The 18,463-nt window shown below is 72.2% G+C and carries 15 protein-coding genes and 1 pseudogene; 10 read left to right on the forward strand and 6 right to left on the reverse strand.

Annotation, left to right across the window (positions count from 1 at the left end; all coding sequences use genetic code 11):
* Positions 1 to 33 precede the first annotated feature (33 nt).
* Positions 34 to 678 carry a hypothetical protein gene (locus tag AQJ66_RS39115; protein ID WP_061928140.1) on the forward strand — a complete coding sequence of 215 codons (645 nt, stop codon included), beginning with the start codon at positions 34 to 36 and terminating at the stop codon, positions 676 to 678.
* A gap of 565 nt (positions 679 to 1,243) precedes the next feature.
* Here the strand turns inward: AQJ66_RS39115 and ligA are convergent.
* The 4 genes from ligA to AQJ66_RS29570 all read right to left on the reverse strand — a co-directional run bounded on the left by ligA (position 1,244) and on the right by AQJ66_RS29570 (position 6,109).
* Positions 1,244 to 3,316: an NAD-dependent DNA ligase LigA gene (gene ligA, locus AQJ66_RS29555; protein ID WP_244162977.1), complete on the reverse strand. Its 2,073-nt coding sequence runs from the start codon at positions 3,314 to 3,316 to the stop codon at positions 1,244 to 1,246.
* Between the two features lie 176 nt (positions 3,317 to 3,492).
* Positions 3,493 to 4,416 carry an alpha/beta fold hydrolase gene (locus AQJ66_RS29560; RefSeq protein WP_061928142.1) on the reverse strand — a complete coding sequence of 308 codons (924 nt, stop codon included), beginning with the start codon at positions 4,414 to 4,416 and terminating at the stop codon, positions 3,493 to 3,495.
* 286 nt (positions 4,417 to 4,702) lie between these two features.
* Positions 4,703 to 5,299, reverse strand: a complete 597-nt coding sequence (locus tag AQJ66_RS29565) for a TetR/AcrR family transcriptional regulator (RefSeq protein WP_061928143.1) — start codon at positions 5,297 to 5,299, stop codon at positions 4,703 to 4,705.
* 123 nt (positions 5,300 to 5,422) lie between these two features.
* Entirely contained in the window at positions 5,423 to 6,109 is a 687-nt protein-coding gene (locus AQJ66_RS29570) for an NADPH-dependent F420 reductase (RefSeq protein WP_061928144.1), read from the reverse strand.
* Between the two features lie 194 nt (positions 6,110 to 6,303).
* On the opposite strand from AQJ66_RS29570, the gene AQJ66_RS29575 reads away from it, so the two are divergent.
* The 5 genes and pseudogenes from AQJ66_RS29575 to AQJ66_RS40710 all read left to right on the forward strand — a co-directional run bounded on the left by AQJ66_RS29575 (position 6,304) and on the right by AQJ66_RS40710 (position 11,979).
* The gene (locus AQJ66_RS29575) at positions 6,304 to 9,072 is read left to right on the forward strand and encodes a helix-turn-helix transcriptional regulator (protein WP_061928145.1); all 2,769 of its coding nucleotides are present in this window, start codon (positions 6,304 to 6,306) and stop codon (positions 9,070 to 9,072) included.
* 137 nt (positions 9,073 to 9,209) lie between these two features.
* Positions 9,210 to 10,034, forward strand: coding sequence for an alpha/beta hydrolase (locus AQJ66_RS29580; RefSeq protein WP_061928146.1), 825 nt, complete (start codon positions 9,210 to 9,212; stop codon positions 10,032 to 10,034).
* A 91-nt stretch (positions 10,035 to 10,125) separates the two neighbouring features.
* Positions 10,126 to 10,905, forward strand: a complete 780-nt coding sequence (locus AQJ66_RS29585; RefSeq protein ID WP_061928147.1) for an oxidoreductase — start codon at positions 10,126 to 10,128, stop codon at positions 10,903 to 10,905.
* Positions 10,906 to 11,124: 219 nt separating this feature from the next.
* Positions 11,125 to 11,373, forward strand: a pseudogene (locus tag AQJ66_RS40705) (alcohol dehydrogenase catalytic domain-containing protein); the annotation flags it as partial.
* A 21-nt stretch (positions 11,374 to 11,394) separates the two neighbouring features.
* Positions 11,395 to 11,979, forward strand: a complete 585-nt coding sequence (locus AQJ66_RS40710) for an NADP-dependent oxidoreductase (RefSeq protein WP_425264314.1) — start codon at positions 11,395 to 11,397, stop codon at positions 11,977 to 11,979.
* Between the two features lie 35 nt (positions 11,980 to 12,014).
* Here AQJ66_RS40710 and AQJ66_RS29595 read toward each other — a convergent pair whose 3' ends face one another.
* A complete protein-coding gene (locus tag AQJ66_RS29595; protein ID WP_061928148.1) occupies positions 12,015 to 12,740 on the reverse strand; it encodes an SDR family oxidoreductase in 726 nt (241 codons plus the stop codon).
* Between the two features lie 106 nt (positions 12,741 to 12,846).
* On the opposite strand from AQJ66_RS29595, the gene AQJ66_RS29600 reads away from it, so the two are divergent.
* The 4 genes from AQJ66_RS29600 to AQJ66_RS29615 all read left to right on the forward strand — a co-directional run bounded on the left by AQJ66_RS29600 (position 12,847) and on the right by AQJ66_RS29615 (position 17,374).
* Positions 12,847 to 13,695 (forward strand): LysR family transcriptional regulator, encoded by an 849-nt coding sequence (locus AQJ66_RS29600; protein ID WP_061928149.1) that lies wholly within the window; start codon positions 12,847 to 12,849, stop codon positions 13,693 to 13,695.
* Positions 13,696 to 14,002: 307 nt separating this feature from the next.
* Positions 14,003 to 14,911, forward strand: a complete 909-nt coding sequence (locus AQJ66_RS29605) for a DMT family transporter (protein ID WP_061928150.1) — start codon at positions 14,003 to 14,005, stop codon at positions 14,909 to 14,911.
* 50 nt (positions 14,912 to 14,961) lie between these two features.
* Positions 14,962 to 15,435 (forward strand): nuclear transport factor 2 family protein, encoded by a 474-nt coding sequence (locus AQJ66_RS29610; protein WP_061928151.1) that lies wholly within the window; start codon positions 14,962 to 14,964, stop codon positions 15,433 to 15,435.
* Positions 15,436 to 15,607: 172 nt separating this feature from the next.
* A complete protein-coding gene (locus AQJ66_RS29615) occupies positions 15,608 to 17,374 on the forward strand; it encodes an MOSC and FAD-binding oxidoreductase domain-containing protein (RefSeq protein WP_061928152.1) in 1,767 nt (588 codons plus the stop codon).
* Here AQJ66_RS29615 and AQJ66_RS29620 read toward each other — a convergent pair.
* Entirely contained in the window at positions 17,284 to 18,261 is a 978-nt protein-coding gene (locus tag AQJ66_RS29620) for a GNAT family N-acetyltransferase (protein ID WP_244162978.1), read from the reverse strand. The two genes, AQJ66_RS29615 and AQJ66_RS29620, sit on opposite strands and share 91 nt — an antisense overlap.
* Positions 18,262 to 18,463: the final 202 nt, after the last annotated feature.

Consider the following 18,463-nt stretch of genomic DNA (forward strand, 5'->3'; position numbering starts at 1 on the left):
CCGCAACCCACCCGCCGCACCCTGCAGCAGGGCGTGCACGCCTACACCGTCACCGGCCGGCCGTCCGCAGGTGGCGTCCTGGCCGTCCTCACAGGCGCCCGCGCCGACGCGGACGTGGCCGCCTGCGCAGGCCAGCTGGCAGCCCGCACCGGCCGCAAGATCACCGCCGCGGTCGCCTTCCGCTCCACCGGCTTCAGCATCAACGCCCTGCTCCACCTCGCCCGCAACTGCCGCCTGACCCACCAGGCCGACGCCGTCCTCGCCCTCCACGCCGACGCTCTGATCGCCGCCGGCCACTACCGCAGCACCATCGCCGTGCTCCCGGCCCGCACCAACCCCTACCACCGCCTGCCCACCCGTACCAGCAAACGGCTCGCCCACCGCACCGGATCCGCCACCGTGATCACCTCTGTGCTCCTGCACCCGCCGGGCCAGCGCTTCACCCCCGACACAGCAGCCACCGCGGCCCGCACCGCCGACCCGCCCGCACCCTCCAGCCTCGTTGAACAGCGCGAACGCGGTGCGCACCAGGCGCGCCATGTGACCCGCCGGCAGGCCGGGCCCGGAGCCCCATTCGCCTCTCCGGTTGAACCGGCCGCCGGTAGAAAGAGGGCCACGGGACGTCAATTGCCTCGAAGTCCCGGGGCCCTCACCCGTCTCCGTCGTCGTCGGCATTGACGTCGATGACGGAGACGTCCGGATCACGAGTCTGGCAAGAGCTACGGCCATTGGTTCGCTCGCCACCAACTGGGTTGTGCCCTCCGTACGGGGATTCGTCAGCCCATGCACGGCCCGACATCTAGCCATGAAGATGCAACGGCACCTGGGCCCCAGCGTGGCCTCGGCTCAACCTGCTGAACTTGACAGAGAAGCCGACAGCAACACGCACATGACACAGATCAACGACAGTCTCGGCCACACGCCCACGCACACGCACACGACACCGCAGCACCAGCTGGATCTCTGGCGGCGAACGAACGGGCCGGACGTAGGCAGTGCCTCGTCCGGCCCGTCAACGCTTTCGCTCCGTGCTCTGAGGGGCGGGGCGGCCGGATTCGAACCGACGTCCTCCGAGATGATGTCGCGGCGCACTACCTCTGTGCTACGACCCCGCCTTGCCGGTGATCCTATCGCCGTCCAAGGTGATCCACAGGGGATGAACGGAAACCGCCGCGGCCGGTTGTGCCGGGCGTGTACGGGCCGTACCGCACTGGTACGGCCCCCTGCGCGCGCGGTCGGCGGCTCAGGTCAGGAGGCCGGCGACCAGGGCGGCGAACTCGTCGGGGGTGGCGAGGCGGATGCCGAGCTGTTCGGCCCTGGCGCGCTTGGATCCCGCCCCCTCGCCCGCGACGACGAGCGCTGTCCTCTTGGAGACGCTGGAGGAGGAGCGACCGCCGGCCCGCTCGATGAGCTCGTTCATCTCGTTGCGGGAGAGCTTCTCCAGGGCCCCGGTCATCGCGCCGGTGACGACCACCGCCATGCCCGCCAGCGGGCCGCCCTCCGCTGCGGCCGCGGGCGTCTCGTCGGCGGCCGGGGCAGGGGTGGCGCCCGGCTCGGTCATGGTGAGGCCCGCGGCGGCGAGCTCGTCTATGAGGGGGGCCAGTTCGGCGAGTTCCGCGACGATCGAGGGAGCCTTTTCGGAGCCGATGCCCTCGACTCGCTGCATCGCGTCGGCGTCGGCGGCGCGGAGGGCGTCCATGGTGGCGAAGTGGCGGGCGATACGCCGGGACATGGAGCGGCCGGTGCCTCGCACCCCGAGCGCGCACAGCACTCGCGACAGCGGCTGCTGCTTGGCCTTCTCGATCGCGGCGAGCAGGTTGTCGGTGCTGGTCTCGCCCATCCGGTCCAGGCCCAGCAAGGCCTCGCGGGTGAGGGTGAACAGGCCGGCGAGATCGGTGATCAGGCCGGCGTCGACGAGCTGGACGACACGGGTGCGACCGAGGCCTTCGATGTCGAGCTGGTCGCGGCCGGCGGCGTACGAGAGGGAGGCGACCAGGTGGCAGTTGCGGCCCTGCGCACACCGCCAGCGTTCCCCGCTCCTGTCGATGGCCGATCCGCAGCGCGGGCAGACTTCCGGGAACACGATGGGCTGTTCGTCGCCGGTGCGCAGGTGGGCGACCGGAGCCTCGATCCGGGGGATGACGTCGCCGGCGCGGTGGACCATGACCTGGTCGCCCAGCCGCAGGTCGCGCCGGGTGATGTCGGCCGGGTTGTGCAGGGTGGCGTAGGTGATGGTGGAGCCTTCGATGACGACCGGTTCGAGGACGCCGCGCGGGGCGATGATCCCGGTACGCCCGACGTTCCACTCCACCTCCAGCAGCCGGGTGATCTTCTCCACTGCCGGGAGCTTGTAGGCGATCGCCCACCGCGGCGCACGGGAGCCGGATCCGGCGGCCTGCTGGTCGGCGGCGAGGTCGGCCTTGATGACGATGCCGTCGATGCCGAAAGGCAGTTCGGCACGGAGCGCGGCGATCTCCTGCACCCGTGCCAGCACCTGCTGCGCGTTCTCGGCGACGGTGTCCGGGACCGCGGTGCGGGCGCTGGTGTGCACGCCGAGCTCGGCCGCCAGGCCCATCAGGTCACTGTGCGCGGCCGCGTTCAGCCGCTCCGTCAGATCCGGATCGGTGCCGGGCAAGGGGAGCAGGCTGTAGCCGAAGAACGTCATCGGCACCGTGTAGAGGCGCTCCTTGGCCCGCAGCGTGCCCGCCGCGGCGTTGCGCGGATTGGCGAACGGCTGCCCGCCGTGGCCGGTGCGCACCTCGTTGGCGTGCTCGAACTGGGCGGTCGTCATGAGGACTTCGCCCCGGACTTCCACGGTGACCGGCTCGGCCAGGTGCCCGGGCAGCCCCTCGATGGTGCCGATCGCGTGCGAGACGTCCTCCCCGGCCGTCCCGTTCCCGCGGGTGACCAGCCGGGTGAGGCGGCCGCCTTCGTAGCGGGCGGCGATCGCGAGCCCGTCCAGCTTCGGCCCGACGCCGAAACGGGTGACCTCGTGCCCGATACGGCGCCCCAGGGACACCGTCCAGGCGGTGAACTCCTCGGCGGAGAAGACGTTGTCCAGGCTCAGCATCGCCACCGAGTGCGGCACGTCGCCCTCCACCGCGCCGCCTGCCACCTTCCCGCTGGGGGAGTCGGGCAGCACCTGATCGGGGTGCTCGGCCTCATAAGCGGAGATCCCTCGCACCAGCCGGTCGTAGGCGTCATCGTCCAGCGCCGAGGTGCCGCCCGCGTAGTACGCGGCCGCCGCCCGTACGGCGTCCTCGACCGCCTGCGCGTAGGCGGCGGCATCCACGAGCACTGCTGCAGGTGTTGTCATGACCGGCATCCTGCCGCCCACCACTGACAACAGGGCCAGGAGCCGGTCCGAGGAGGTCGGATGTCACGACCGGCACCGATGTCGTGGTGCCCGCCGTCGCCGCGCTCCGGCGAGGTCCGTGGCGCCGGGCGACCCTCGGTGGTGGTGCGGAACCGGGGGAGCGGTGGTCGTGGGAGTCACCGGGACGCCGCGGCCGATGCCGCTGTGAGACGGTCCACGGCCACCGCCACCGCCTCGGGGCTGGAGATCATCGTCAGGTGCCGGGCGCCCGGGATGAGCGTCGCGGGCGGTGCGCCGATACGCCGGGCGGTCTCCTGCGGCGTCTGCCGGGAGAACACGTCGTCGTCGGCACCGAACACCACCGACTTGGGCAGGTGCACCCCGGCGAGCCGGGCCACGCGGTCCGCGGGCAGACCCGGCACACCCGCGGCCAGCATGCTCCAGAGCGCGTCCTCCGCGCCCGCTACCCGGAGCGGGCGTCGCCACTGATCCAGACCGGCGGCGTCCAGCCGCGGGCAGGCGGGCCCGCACTGTGCCTGGTACACGCCGCGGATCAGCGCGTCGATGCCGAGCCCGAGCCGCAGCAGGCTGGTGCGGTACGGGTCGATCAGCGCGTACTTGAAGGCCGGCGGCGGCCCGGCACCCGTGTCGAGGGCGTCGCCGTCGAGGAGCATCACACCCCCCAGGCGGCCGGGGGCCCGCAAGGCGGCCTCCGTGACCACGGCGGCTCCGCTGGAGTGCCCCACCAGCAGCGGGCGCTCGCCCGGACCGCCGAGGTGCACGGCGTCCAGGAAACCCAGGAGCTGCCGGGTGAAGTGGTCCACCGTGTAGGGGCCGTGGCGCTCGCTGTATCCGTCGCCCGTCAGGTCGAGCGCGTACACCCGGTGGTCCCGGGCGAGCAGCGGGACAAGGCGTGACCAGGTGTCCACGGATTCGAAGGCGCCGTGCACCAGGACGACCGGTGGGCCCGCCGTACCCCAGGTCTGGAAGCGCGTGCGGATGTCGGCGGCCTGCACGTACCTGAGCCCCCGGGGCGGCGCGGCGCGCCCGGCCGTGACGCCGTTGTAGACGAACGAGGCCGCCGTGACGACCGTGAGCACGACGGCACAGCCGAGTGCGGCGCGCCGCAGCCATCGCCGCAGCCGGGGGCGGTGCGGCCGGTGCGCGCTCTCGGCAGGAGGCGACGGCGGAGCGGATGCGGGACGGGCACCCGCGCCTCCGCCTCCGCCTCTCTCCCCGTCTCCGTCCCTCGGTTCGGCTTCGGCTCGGTGAGGATCAGCTGTCACAGGCCACAGCATCGACCACGTCCCTCCGCGGTCATCCCGCGGGGGGAGCCAGGCCCGCCTGGACCGCCGAACTCGGCCGCGCGGAGCGGCACGACCGGGGTCATGCGCCTGGCGTGCGCAGTCCGGTCAGGACGAGGTCCACGGCCTGTTCGGCCCATGTCCGGCGGCCGCCGCGGCCGGCCATGTAGTCGGCGTAGAAGGGTCCGAGCAGAGCGGAGACGGCCGCCTCCAGATCGGCGTCCCGGCGGATCTCCCCCCGTTCCCGGGCTCGTTCGAGCACCTCGCGCAGCAGGGCCCGGCGGGGCAGCACGGTCCGTTCGCGCAGCAGGGCGAGCAGATCGGGGGTGTGGGCCTCCTCCGCCAGGCAGGTGCCGATCAGGGCCATGCCGCGCACGCGCTGCACCGTCGCCGCGAAGTCCTCCAGGATCGCCACCAGGTCCTGTCGTGTGTCGCCGACCGCGGGCGGGGCGTCCGCCATGCGTACGGCGGCGAGGGCCGCTGTCAGCAGGTCGGCCTTGGTCTTCCACCTCAGGTGGATGGTGGACTTGCTGACCTGGGCCGACGCGGCCACCTGGCTCAGACTCATACGGGTGTAGCCGTGGGTCGCCAACAGTTCCAGGGCCGCGCGGAGGATCGCCGCGTCCTTCTCCGCGGAACGCGGCCGTCCGGCACCCTTGCTCATGCTCGTCTCGCCCATTGCCGCAGGATAAGGGCAGGCGCACCGAGTGGTTCGGTTCGGTATGCGCCCGGGGCCATCGCGGAGGCGGGCCGGCGGTCGGTCCGGGTGGTGCCCGGCGGCCGCGGCCCGTCGGCTCCCGGTTCAGGCGCCGGCGATGTGGAAGTTGAAGTCGGCGTGGCCGAGCGCGCCCCACAGGCGGAGCCAGATCGGCAGCAGCATCTCCGTACCGCGCGCGGTGCTGATGTCGCCGAGGTCGATCACGCTCCCGGTGGGCCAGCCGAACTCGGTCAGGAGGCCGGTGACGAGCTTCTTGGCGTCGGTGTCGTCGCCCGAGACGAAGGCGTGGTGCGTCCCGGCCACGCGGGACGGCTCCACCATGACCGCCGCGTTCATGGTGTTGAGGGTCTTGACGACCTTCGTCTCGGGGAAGGTTCGCTGGATCCGCTCGCCGAGGCTGTCGGTGTTGACCGGGTTCAGGGCCGGCGGCATGCCCGCGGAGAAGTCCAGGGGGTTGGCGATGTCGATGAGGACCTTGCCGGCCAGCCTGTCGCGGCCTGCTGTCTCGAGCACCTGCAGCGAGGCGGCGCCGGCCGTGGTGTTGACCACGACCTCGCCGAAGGCGGCGGCGTCCGCGAAGGACAGCGGACGCACGAGCGGGTGCCGGGCCAGCCACTGGGCGGCGGGCGGGTTGCCGTAGGGGTCGAGGTCGGTGCGGGCCATGGTGGCCTCGGGGTCGCGGGTGCCGAGGACGACCTCGTGGCCGAGGGTGGCGAGCTTCCCTGCGATGGTCTGGCCGACGATGCCGGTGCCGAGGACTGCGTAACGCATCGAGGTGGTTCCTTCCGGGTGATGTGGCGGGCGCGTGTGCTCCCGTGCCTCATAAAAACTAAACCGAGTGGTTCGGTATTTCAAAGTAGGGGGTGGCGGCCCGTCCCACAAGGGCGTGTGATGTGCTGTACGCAGGGCCGCCGCAGCGCCGGCTGCCGTCGCAGCCGCATCGCCGGGCAGAGGACGGGAACGCCATGGAGCCGCATCCGATAGTCGGCCGGGACACCGAACTCGGTGAGCTGTCACGGCTGGTGGCGTCGTCCCACGGGCAGGCGGTGCTCGTACGGGGCGAGGCCGGAATGGGCAAGAGCCTGTTGCTGGCCGCGGCCGCCGACCAGGCCGGGGCCCTGGGGCACCGCGTCATCAGGGTGACGGGCGTGGAGTCGGAGATGGCGCTGCCCTTCGCCGGTCTCCACCAGATACTGCACCCGCTGCTGCACACGATGTCCGGTCTCGACCAGACCACCCAGGCGGTCCTGGACACGGTCTTCGGGCGGCGGACGGGCCAGGCCCCTTCCGTGATGGCCCTGGGTATCGCCGTGCTCGACGTCCTGGCCCTGGCCTCCGGCGAGGTGCCACTGCTCCTGATCGTGGACGACGGGCACTGGTTCGATCCGCAGAGCGCCGAAGTGGGCGGATTCATCGCCCGCCGTCTTGCCGGACATGCCGTACGGATGATCACCGCCGTCCGTGCCGACACGCCCTCGGCCTGGGACTCCGCCGCCGTGCCGGAGCTGTCACTGGCTCAGCTCGGCCCCGAGTCCTCCGCCGACCTGCTCCGGATGCGCGCCCCCGGTATGCCACCGGCCGTGCGCACCCGTGTGCTGGAACTGGCGCAGGGCAACCCGCTGGCGCTGACGGAGTTGCCGCAGGCAGTGGAGCAGGGCACCGCCGGCCGCATGACGGCCGACGAGCTGCCCCTGCCGCGCCGCCTGGAGCACATGTACGGCGACCGGATCCGGAACCTGCCTGCCGCCGAACGCACCCGTCTGCTCCTGGCCGCACTGGACGGCGGCGGAGCCGGCACGCCGACGGCCGGGCGGCCGCGCTACCGGCTGCAGCAGGCCGAAGAGGCGGTCGCCAGGGGCCTGCTGGTACTGGACGCCGCGTCCGGTGAGCTGCTCTTCCGGCATCCGCTGGTGCGTTCGGCGCTGCTGCAGACGGCCACTCCCAATGAGCGCCGGGCGGCCCACGCGCGGCTGGCCGAACTGCATCGCGCGGACCTGGAGCGGCACGCCACGCACCTGGCGGCCGCCACGGTCGACCCGGACGAAACCGTCGCCGCCGTCCTGGAGCGTGCCGCACGCTCGGCCAGCGCCCGCGGCGGCGCCACGGCGGCCGTGGCACTGCTGACCCGCGCCGCGGAACTCAGCCCCGCGGCCGGGCCGCGCTCGCGCCGCCTGGGGGACGCGGCCTTCGTCGCCGCCCAGTCCGCCCTGCTGGACACGGCCGACGAACTGCGGCAGGCGTCGGACCGGCTGGCGGCGGGCACCCCCTCTCCCGCCGCCGTGGTCACCGCCGCCTACACGGCCCTGTACCAGCACGGCGACGTGCGGTCGGCCCACCGCCGCGTCGTCCACGCACTGCGGACCATGCCATCCGATACCGGGACCAGGACCGGTACGGACACCGGCACCGACTCCCAGTCCGCCGTCCGGACACGCCTGCTGAACCTGCTCCTGGCCATCAGCCTGTTCAGCGCCGACCCGGCTCTGTGGAGCGTGAGCGACGGCCTCGTGGACGCCCAAGGGCGCGGTGCCGACGAGACCACCCTGCTCTACCGGGACGTCTGGGGAGACATCACCCGGCGCGGCCACGGCGCCCGGGAGCGGCTGCAGGAGCTCTTCGCACGGCTGGACGAGGAACAGCCGTGGGACGTCATGCGGCTCAGCGTGGCCGCCTACTACCTCGACGCACTCGGCGACTACCGGTTCCTGGTCCGGCAGGTCGCCGAACGGGAGGTCGGCAGCGGTGCCGTCACCAACGCCATGACCATGCTGCAGGTGGTCATGCTCGACCAGATCACCGGCGGTGACTGGGACGCCGCCGAGCGCACCGGGCAGCGCGGCCTGGAGCTGAGCACCCGGCACGGCTACACCCTCTTCGAGCACCAGTACCACGGCTTCCTGGGGCTGATCGCGGCCTGGCGGGGAGATGCCGCGCGGGCCAGGGAGGCGATGAACCGGCTGGACCGGTGGGCCCGGCCCCGCGGGGTCGGATACCTCACCCAGCTCGCCGAGGCCATCGGCGCCGCGACCGGCCTCACCGAGGGCGACTACGAAAGCGCCTACGCCTACGCCGGCGGCCTCACCGCGCCCGGCACCTTCACCCCCTACTCCCAGCAGGCCCCCAGGACGCTGCTGGACCTGGTCGAGGCCGCCGTCCACACGGGCCGCGGCGCGCAGGCCCGCGCCCACACCGACGCCGCCCGGAAGCAGGGCCTGCCCGCCATCTCCCCGCGACTGGACTTCCTCACCGCCGCAGCCGAGGCCATGACAGCCGAAGGCGAGGCTGCCCGCGCCGCCTTCGAGCGCGCCACGCGGCATCCGGCAGCCGCCGACCATCCGTTCGAACTGGCCCGGGTCCGTCTGGCGCAGGGCATGTGGCTGCGCAGAGCGAGGGAGCGCGCGGCGGCGCGCACGGTCCTGGTCCAGGCCGCCGACGCCTTCGAACGCCTCGGTGCCGCTCCCTGGGCGCGGCGGGTACAGGCCGAGCTGCGAGCCACCGGCGCGCCGGGCGGCGGCCCCGCCCCGGGGCAGGCCGCGCTGACCGCACAGGAGCGGCGCATCGCCGAACTGGCGGCCGGAGGGCTGAGCAACCGGGAGATCGGCGCCCAGCTCTTCCTTTCACCGCGCACCGTCGGCGCTCACCTCTACCGGGTCTTCCCCAAACTCGGCATCACCTCCAGAGCCGCGCTGCGCGATGCCCTCACCGGTACGGCGGACGCGGAACCCGAGGAGTGACGGCCCGGCCCGCTCACGCTCGTAGGGCGCGTCAGTCGGTGACTGCGGTCGATCGACTGATGCGGGGGTCATGACTGCCGGCGGAGTCTGGACGCAGTGAAGCCGCCCAAGCGGTTCCCGAGTCCCAGGAGACGGTCATGTCCGACTCACGCACTCCCGTCGTGTTCCTCCACGGACTGTGGCTGCACGCCTCCTCCTGGCAGCCCTGGCTGGACCTGGCCGCCGATCACGGCTACGCCCCGGTCGCCCCGGGCTGGCCCGGTGAGGCCGCCACCGTCGACGAGGCGCGCCGCCACCCCGAAGCGGTCGCCGGCTTCGGTATCGACGACGTCACCGCCCACTACGCCGGCGTCATCCGTGCGCTGGACCGCCCTCCGGTGCTCATCGGGCACTCCTTCGGCGGCCTGATCGCGCAGAAGCTGCTGGGCGAGGGCCTGGCGTGCGCCGCCGTCGCCATCGACCCGGCCCAGATCAGGGGCGTCAAGGTTCTCCCGCCGGCCCAGCTGAGGGCCGGCTTCCCGGTCCTGGGCAACCCGGCCAACCGCCGCCGCGCCGTGTCCCTGACCCCGGCGCAGTTCGCCTACGGCTTCGGCAACGCCCTGTCCCGCGAGGAGTCCGACGACCTGCACGCGCGGTTCACCGTCCCCTCGCCGGGCAGGCCGCTGTTCGAGGCCGCGTTCGCCAACTTCAGCCGCACCTCGCCCGCGGCGGTGGCCACCGGCAACGCCGAGCGCGGGCCGCTGCTGCTGATCTCCGGGCAGGCCGACCACACCGTCCCGGACTCGGTGACCCGCTCGGCGTACAAGCTGTACGGCAACTCGCCGGCCGTCACCGAACTCAAGCAGTTCCCCGACCGCGGCCACTCCCTGGTGATCGACCACGGCTGGCCCGTCGTCGCCGACCACGCCTTCCAGTGGCTGGCCCGCCAGGGCGCCAGGGGCCAGGACACGTCGTACGCCTGACCCGGTACCCCGCCGGCGTCGCGATTCCCCCGGCGCCCGCCCACCCCCCGACCACCGGTGCACATCCGCACCGGAACAGCTAGGAGCACACATGAACACCCCACTGCAAGGCCGCACCGCCGTGGTGACCGGCGCCAGCAAGGGCATCGGGCTGGCCGTCGTCGCAGCTCTGGCGCAGGCCGGGGCGACCGTCGTCGCGGGATCCCGCACCTCCACACCCGAACTGGACGCGCTGGTGAAGGAGGCGGCGGTCACCTGGGTCCCCGTCGACCTCGGCAACCCCGAGGACGCGGAGCGGCTCGTCCGGCATGCCGGCGGGCGCGTCGACATCCTCGTCAACAACGTCGGCGCCGCACCCGCCCGGACCGGTGGCTTCCTGTCGGTGACCGACGCCGACTGGCAGCACGTCCTCGACCTGAACCTGCTCAGCGCCGTCCGGGTCACGCGAGCGGCCCTCCCGCTCATGCTGGAGGCCGGTCAGGGCTCGATCGTCACCGTCGCCTCCGTCAACGCCACCCTGCCCGACCCGATGGTGATCGACTACAGCGCCGGCAAGGCCGCCCTCGTCGCCTTCTCCAAGGCGCTGTCGAAGGAGGTCGGGCCCCAGGGCGTGCGGGTCAACACCGTCAGCCCCGGACCGGTGCGGACCGACCTGTGGCTGGCCCAGGACGGGGTCGCGGCCACCGTCTCCGCCGCCGCGGACGTCACCCCCGACGACGTGGTCGCGCAGGTGGCCGGCTCGACCGCCACCGGCCGGTTCTCGACCCCCGAAGAGGTCGCCGACCTGGTCCTGTTCCTCGCCGGCGACCGGGCCGGCAACATCACCGGCAGCGACATGATCATCGACGGCGGCTTCGTCCCGACCTGGTGACCGCACAGGCGGCGGCAAGCCGTACGTCCGCCCGGCCGGCCCGTCCCCGACGCCAGGGGACGGCGCCGGCCCGGCGGCGGACTCCTCCACCGGCGCACTCCCGCAGCGAAGCGAAGGAACGATCATGATCGAGATGAACGCCATCCGGGCACACCGCCGCGGCGGCCCGGAGCGGCTCGTCCACGAGACGGCCCCCGCCCGCAACCCGGTCCCGACGAGGTCCTCGTGGCCGTGCGGGCCGCGTCGGTGACCGCCGGTGAGCTCGGCTGGGACGCGACCTGGACCGACGGCTTCGACGGCTCGGGCCGCGACCGGACCCCCACCATCCCCTCGCACGAGTTCTCCGGCGTCGTGGCCGACCGCGGTGACGCCGTCACCGAATGGCAGCGAGGTGACGAGGTGTACGGGCTGATCCCGTTCACCCGCGACGGCGCCGCGGCCGAGTACGTCACCCTGCCCGCCGGCCTGGCGGCGGCCAAACCGCCCTCCCTGACCCACGAGCAGGCCGCGGCCGTGCCCCTGGCCGCGCTGACCGCCTGGCAGGCCCTGGTCGACCACGCCCACCTGCGCGCCGGCCGGCGCGTGCTCGTGCACGGTGGCGCCGGCGGGGTGGGGTCCTTCGTCGTGCAGATCGCCGCCGCGCTCGGTGCCGACGTCGCGGCCACCGTGGGCCCCGACGACCTGGACTTCGTACGCTCGCTCGGGGCCGCCACGGCCATCGACCACGTGCACCAGCGCTTCGAGGACCTGATCGACCCGGTGGACGTCGTCGTCGACCTGGTCGGAGGACCGGCACCGGCCAGGTCCTGGGACGTCCTCGCACCCGGCGGCGTACTGGTCGGCATCGCGGCACCCCCCGACCCCCTGGAGGCCGAGCGCCGCGACGTCCGCGCGGTCTTCTTCGTCGTACGGCCCGACCGGACCGGCCTGGAGTCGATCACCCGGCTCATCGAGGACGGCCGCCTGATGCCTGCGGTGGACCGCGTGCTGCCCCTGGCCGAGGGACGGGCAGCCTACGAGGCCCTGGAGCGCGAACACCGGCGCGGAAAGGTCGTCCTGCGCATCGGCGGCTGAAGGCTGCTCTCACGCCGACGCCCTCGGCCTTCGCGTCACCACGGCACCTCCCCCGCGTCGTCGAAGAAGCTGCCGGTCGGGCCGTCGTCGGGCAGGGTCGCGAGCCGGATCGCGGTCGCCGCGCCCTGCTGCGGGGTGCGGGTGCCGCGGAAACCGTTGAGGTCGGTCGCGCAGAAGCCGGGGCATGCGGCGTTGATCAGGACGTTCGTGTCGCGCAACTCCTTGGCGTACTGGACGGTGACGGCGTTGAGGAACGTCTTCGACGGCGCGTAGGCCACGGAGATCGGACCCGTTTCGGCGCCGGGAGTGGACTGCAGGGTGAGGGAGCCGACGCTGCTGGACACGTTCACGATCCGGGGCGACGCGGAGCGGCGCAGCAACGGCAGCATCGCGTTGGTGACTCGAATGACGCCGATGACGTTGGTCTCCACGGCCGCCCGCACCGTCGCGACGTCGACGCTGGTGGGCATCTGCGGCGCGCAGCCGGTGATCCCGGCGTTGTTGACGAGCACGTCGAGGCGTCCGGCGCGGTCCTCGATCAGCCCGGCGGCGTCGCGCACGCTCGCGTCGTCGGTCACGTCGAGCGGTACGGCGAACGCGTCGACGCCTCCCGCCCTCAGCTTCGCCACGGCCGACTCGCGCCGCTCCTCGTTCCGGGCACCTACCCCGACCGTCCAGCCGAGGGCGCCCAGACCGGCCGCGATCTCGTACCCGATTCCCTTGTTCGCGCCGGTGACCAGCGCGATCGTCTGTTCGCTCATACGGCCCATCCTGTCCGGGTGCGGCAGGAGCGGGCCAACACCGATCGAGTGGGCAGTGATACCGCACGGGTATCGATCCGGGAGGGCCGCCAAGTACCATGACGGCGTGGAGACACGAGAGCTGCGGTACTTCGTCGCCGTCGCCGAGGAACTGCACTTCGGGAGGGCCGCGCAGCGGCTCGGGATCGCGCAGCCTCCCCTGTCACGGGCGATCCGCCAGCTCGAACGACGTCTCGGGGCGGTGCTGCTGGAACGCACCAGCCGCACGGTGGTCCTGACGGAGGCGGGGTCGGTGCTCCTTCGGGAGGCCCGGGCGGCGCTGGACGCGGTCGAGGCCGCCGAGCGGCGGACCCGCCGCGCCGCCCTCGCCGCGACCGGTCACGCCGGCGTGGTCCTCGCCACGAAGGCCGGCGCGTCCAGCGAACTGCTGGCGAAACTGCTCGACGCCTACGCCGCCGAGACCGATGCGGTCACCGTCGACCTGGTCCTGTGCGGGCCCGCCGAACAGGAACGACTGCTGCGCAATGGCCAGGCCGACGTGGCTCTGCTGCACCGGCCGTTCGACTCGACGGCCGGGCTCGACACCGAGGTGCTCCGCACGGAGGGACAGGTGGTCATCCTGCCGGCCGGGCACCCCCTCACCACCCGGTCCCACGTGCGGGTGGCCGAGGTCAGCGACCTGCCCGACCTGCCGATGCCGCGCTGGCCCGGCCGCGACGGCACGTACCCGGACGGTCCCGGTCCGCGGGCTCGGGACCATGCGCAACTGCTCCAGCTGATCGCGCTCGGCCGCGCCTGCTGGATCGCGCCGGAGTCGTGCCGGGCCCAACTGCGCGACGATCTCGTCGCCGTACCGGTGCCGGACGCGCCGACGGTCACGACCGTGATCGCATGGCCGCCCCACAGCCGGTCCCGAGCCGTCGCCGGACTCGTCCGTGCCGCGACACGTCTCTGAGGGCCGCCTGCCGGCCGAGGCCCATGCGAGCGGGGCGGCGAGGTGGTTGCCGCTCCCGCCGGCTCGGCCGGTGCGGAAGGCCGTCGCCACGCCGGTCGGCGGTGTCCGCGTCTTCGGCGAGGTCCCCTCCGTCATCGCCGACCTGCGCGGTCCACGCTTCGGCAGGACGGTCGCGCAGGCCTCCTGACCGGTCACGATTGCCCCTCCGGCCCCGGTGCCGCAGGCTGGACGCGGTACTGATCCGAGCAGCACGCTGCTCCGCGTACGTCCGGCGAGCGGAAACTGCACCGACCAAGGAGTACCGGCCATGGTTCTTTCCGTCATCCTCGCCGTCCTTGCGGCGTGCAGTAACGCGCTGGGGACAGTCCTGCAGCGGCGGGCGGCGCTGACCGTGCCGACATCGACGTCCCTGCGGCTCGGCCTCCTCCTGGATCTGCTTCGGACGCCGATCTGGCTGGCGGGCATCGTCGGCGTCATCGCCTCCGCGATCCTTCAGGCCCTGGCGCTGGTCTCCGGCTCGCTCGCCGCGGTGCAGCCCGTCTTCATCCTCGAACTGCCGTTGGCTCTCGTGATCGGCGGTGCCGTCTTCCACGTGCACCGCTCCCGCAGGGCATGGTGGGCGGTGGCCTGCATCGCCGGGGGACTGGCCTTGTTCCTGTTCTCCCTCGCTCCTTCCGGCGGGAGCGACCAGGTGCCCGGACTGTGGTGGGTGCCGACGCTCCTGGTCGTCGGTGGCATCGCTGCGGTGCTCGTGCTCGTCGGAGCGCGCAGGCCGCTGGGCATGGTGCGCGCTGCCTGCCTGGCCGCGGGGGCGGCGCTCGGCAACGCCCTCACCGCCGCACTCATGAAATCGGCCATGGCTGTCCTGAGCGATCGGGGGCTCGGCGCCTTCCTCCTGCTGTGGCAGACGTATGCGTTCGCGGTGATCGGCGGTGCCTCCCTGTTCCTCCTGAGCACCGCCATGCAGGCCGGCCCCCTCATCGCCTCGCAGCCCGCGCTGACGCTGACGGATGCCGTGACCGGTGTCCTCCTGGGCGTCACGATCTACGGCGAGGAATCCCGAACGGGAATGTGGCTCGTCCCGGCCCTACTGGGGTTCGGCCTGCTCACCTACGGAGTCTTCGCGCTCTCACGTACCCGCTGCATGGCGAACTGTCTCCAGGTGGACGAGGCGGGCGAGCAGACCCGTGACACAGCAGAACACGCCCCGGCCTGAGATCGACAGACCGGTGACCGGCCGCAGTTGCGCGCACGATGGGAGACGCCATGTCCGAGAAACCCCGCCCCCCGCTTCCCCCGTTCACCCGGGAGACCGCCGTGGAGAAGGTCCGGCTGGCCGAGGACGGCTGGAACACCCGGGACCCCGAAAGGGTCGCCCAGGCCTACACCGTGGATTCCCGCTGGAGGAACCGCGCCGAATTCGTCACCGGCCGTGAGGAGATCATCGCCTTCCTCACGCGCAAGTGGAAACGCGAACTCGACTACCGGCTCATCAAGGAACTCTGGGCGTTCGACGGAAACCGCATCGCGGTGCGCTTCGCCTACGAGTGCCATGACGACTCGGGTAATTGGTTCCGCTCCTACGGGAACGAGAACTGGGAGTTCGACGGCGACGGACTGATGCGCCGCCGTCACGCATCCATCAACGACCTGCCCACCAAGGACTCCGAGCGAAAGTTCCACTGGCCGCTGGGCCGCCGCCCGGACGATCACCCGGGTCTCAGCGACCTCGATCTCTGACCGACCCGGGCTCAACGGGGGACAGGGCGCACGCTGTGGCCGCGAGTCGTGCGCGGTGGGAGCATGGGCGGGAGAGAACGCGAGGCGCGGACGCCCCGTCGGCCCGGGCGGGGAGCAGTTTCCCACCACCGACCCACCCACCCACCGACCCACCGATCCGGAGGTGGAGCCGATGGCGACTTTGATCTCCGTCAACGTCGGAACACCCAAGGACGTTTCCTGGCAGGGCTCCACCGTCCACACGGGCGTGTGGAAGCAATCCGTGCACGGCCCCAGAATGGTCCGGCGTCTCAACATAGACGGCGACGGACAAGGTGATCTCAACGGCCACGGAGGAGAGCAGCGTGCCGTCCTGGTGTACCAACTCGAGTCGTACGAGTACTGGCGGCAAGAACTGAGGAGAGACGATCTCACCCACGGGAACTTCGGTGAGAATCTCACCGTCGAGGGCATGTCGGACGCGGAGGTGTGTATCGGCGACCGGTATCGCATCGGCGATGCGACCTTCGAGGTCACACAGCCTCGCGTGACGTGCTATCGCGTGGGTATGCGCCTGCGTGAACCGCGGATGGCGGCCCTCTTGGTGGCTCATCGCCGCCCCGGTTTCTACATGCGCGTCCTCACCGAAGGAGAGATCGAGGCCGGCGACGAGATCGTGAAGATCGCCGACGGGCCCGAGAAGATGACCGTAGCCGACATGGACGGTCTGCTCTATCTGCCGGGCCACCCGCGAGCGGAACTCATGCGCGGGCTGCGCATTCCCGCGCTGAGCCCAGGGTGGAAGTCGTCCCTGCAAGCCCTCTTGGACGGGGCCGGCGACCCCGCCGCCGGCAACCGCGGGCTCACCGGCGCGGCGACCAGTCCACCGCCGGCCTGGCCAGGGTTCCGCCCGTTGAAGGTCGCCCGCATCGAACCGGAAACCAGCACTATCTTCTCTCTTGTCCTCACGTCGCCCGACGGCGATCCCCTGCCGCCCGGCCGACCAGGGCAGTTCATCACGCTGAGGCTCCGGCCGGCACCCGACGGGCCGCCGCTGATCCGCACGTACTCCCTCTCCGGTCAGCCGGGTGCCCCCGAGTACCGCATCAGCGTCAAGCAGGAACCCCACGGAGCCGCCAGCGGGCACTTGCGCCGGAACGTCAGAGAGGGGCATCTCCTGGACGTCGGTGCGCCCCGCGGCACGTTCATCCTTGCCGAAGGCGGAAATCCGGTCCTGCTCGTGTCCGCCGGCGTCGGAGCGACCCCGGTCCTCGCCATGCTGCACGCCTTGGCGGAAGCGGGCTCGCAGCGCCAGGTCTGGTGGTTGCACGGGGCCCGGAACAGCGTAAGTCAGCCGTTCAGGCAAGAGGTTCGCGCATTGCTGGAACGCTTGCCTTCCGCTCACATGCACATCGCCTACAGCAGTCCGCGGGCCGAAGACCGGTTCGGCGTGGATTACGCGGCCGTGGGACGTCTTACCGCGGACCAGATCAGCGGTATCGGACTGCCCGCCGATGCCGATGCCTACCTCTGCGGACCGGTCGCCTTCATGGACAGCCTGTCCGAAGCGCTGACAGGCCTGGGTATCGCGCCGGAGCGCATACACACCGAGGTCTTCGGAACTCTTTCCGCCATCCGGCCGGGGGTGACGGCGGTAACTCCGCGGGCTCCGCACCGGCCTGCTCGTCCACCCGGTCCGGGGACAGGGCCCATGGTCTCCTTCGCGCGCAGCGGCCTCTCCGTCCCATGGGACGCGGGCTACCACACCCTCCTCGAACTCGCCGAGGCGTGCGACGTACCGACCCGGTGGTCCTGCCGGACGGGCGTCTGCCACACCTGTGAGACGGCCCTCCTCTCGGGAAGCGTCGACTACTCACCCGAACCCATCGACGTCCCCGCGGAGGGAAACGTCCTGCCCTGCTGCTCCCAGCCGTCGACGGATTCCGTACTGGACCTGTGAAGCCCGGACCTCTCCCGCGGCATCGGCGAACCGGGGCAGCGGGGCGCCGGCCCGTGGACGAAGCCGGCCCGGCGGCGAAGAGGTGTGCAGGAGGTCCGCAGGTTCTTGCGGTAGACCGTGGAGCTGTGCCGAACCGTCATGCCCACACGTAGGTACAGGGCGAGCGCCCCGGTGTCAGAGTGCGTCGCGAGGGTGCAGGTCCGCCTGCCCTGCCGATGGAAGGCGCGGAAGGCGTGACGCAGCAGCAGGCGGGCGATGCCCCGATTCCGGTGGTCACGGTGCACGGCGACCTCCTCGACATAGCCTTCGCCGCTCTCTGGGAGGTCCAACGAGATGGCGGCGCCGACCAGTTGGGTGCCGTTGAACGCCAGTGCTGACATCGTGGGGGCGAAAGCGGGGCGTTCGACGGTGTGCTGGGCCCACTCGGAGTAGGACTTGCGCCGCTGCTGCCATTCGTCGAAGGCGTCCTCGACGAGCTGGTGCGCGGCATGCTCGTCGCCGGAGCGGAACGGCCTCACCATGATGCCCGCAGGCGGCTCGGGTACCGCCGGCTCGTCGGACATGGCGAACTCCAGCAGCCATTCGGTCACCATCGGCTCGTATCCGCGGGAGCGCAGCAGTGCGACGGCGTCCGTGTCGTCGTCCGGCACGGTCTGGACGATCTGTTCGCTCCCTGCCTGGCGGGCCCTGGCCTCGGCCCAGTCCAGCAGCACGGTCCCGAGACCGCGGCCCCGGTGCCGGGGGTGGACGTCCACCTCGCAGCGCCGGTTCACCCAGGCACGAGCGGCCGGCCGGCCCGCCTCGTCGTGGATCAGCAGGGTGTCCAGCTCCGGGATCAGTCCCGGCCGGGCGAGGACGGCAGCGATGCCCCCGGGGTCGGTCCGCACCCGGCCGTGCACCTCACGCTCGCAAGCCGCGACGAGGCGATGGATGGCGCTGATGTCCTCGGCTGTCGCTGGGGCCGCCCGATAGCCCGGAGGTAAGCCGGGCACGAGGTCTGGCATCGGTGGACTCTCCCAGGACGTCGGATCGGGCACGGTCCGGCGGTCGCCGGCCAGGCACGGCACGGCGACAGTGTTCCCCTCCGGC

Source organism: Streptomyces bungoensis (assembly GCF_001514215.1).
GTDB classification, from domain to species: domain Bacteria; phylum Actinomycetota; class Actinomycetes; order Streptomycetales; family Streptomycetaceae; genus Streptomyces; species Streptomyces bungoensis.

What these genes read in the sequence shown, in the direction of transcription:
- ligA (WP_244162977.1), bottom strand. Translation starts at nt 3,316, where the DNA reads ATGACAACACCTGCAGCAGTGCTCGTGGATGCCGCCGCCTACGCGCAG.
- AQJ66_RS29565 (WP_061928143.1), bottom strand. Translation starts at nt 5,299, where the DNA reads ATGGGCGAGACGAGCATGAGCAAGGGTGCCGGACGGCCGCGTTCCGCG.
- AQJ66_RS29570 (WP_061928144.1), bottom strand. Translation starts at nt 6,109, where the DNA reads ATGCGTTACGCAGTCCTCGGCACCGGCATCGTCGGCCAGACCATCGCA.
- AQJ66_RS29575 (WP_061928145.1), top strand. Translation starts at nt 6,304, where the DNA reads ATGGAGCCGCATCCGATAGTCGGCCGGGACACCGAACTCGGTGAGCTG.
- AQJ66_RS29580 (WP_061928146.1), top strand. Translation starts at nt 9,210, where the DNA reads ATGTCCGACTCACGCACTCCCGTCGTGTTCCTCCACGGACTGTGGCTG.
- AQJ66_RS29585 (WP_061928147.1), top strand. Translation starts at nt 10,126, where the DNA reads ATGAACACCCCACTGCAAGGCCGCACCGCCGTGGTGACCGGCGCCAGC.
- AQJ66_RS29595 (WP_061928148.1), bottom strand. Translation starts at nt 12,740, where the DNA reads ATGAGCGAACAGACGATCGCGCTGGTCACCGGCGCGAACAAGGGAATC.
- AQJ66_RS29605 (WP_061928150.1), top strand. Translation starts at nt 14,003, where the DNA reads ATGGTTCTTTCCGTCATCCTCGCCGTCCTTGCGGCGTGCAGTAACGCG.
- AQJ66_RS29610 (WP_061928151.1), top strand. Translation starts at nt 14,962, where the DNA reads ATGTCCGAGAAACCCCGCCCCCCGCTTCCCCCGTTCACCCGGGAGACC.
- AQJ66_RS29615 (WP_061928152.1), top strand. Translation starts at nt 15,608, where the DNA reads ATGGCGACTTTGATCTCCGTCAACGTCGGAACACCCAAGGACGTTTCC.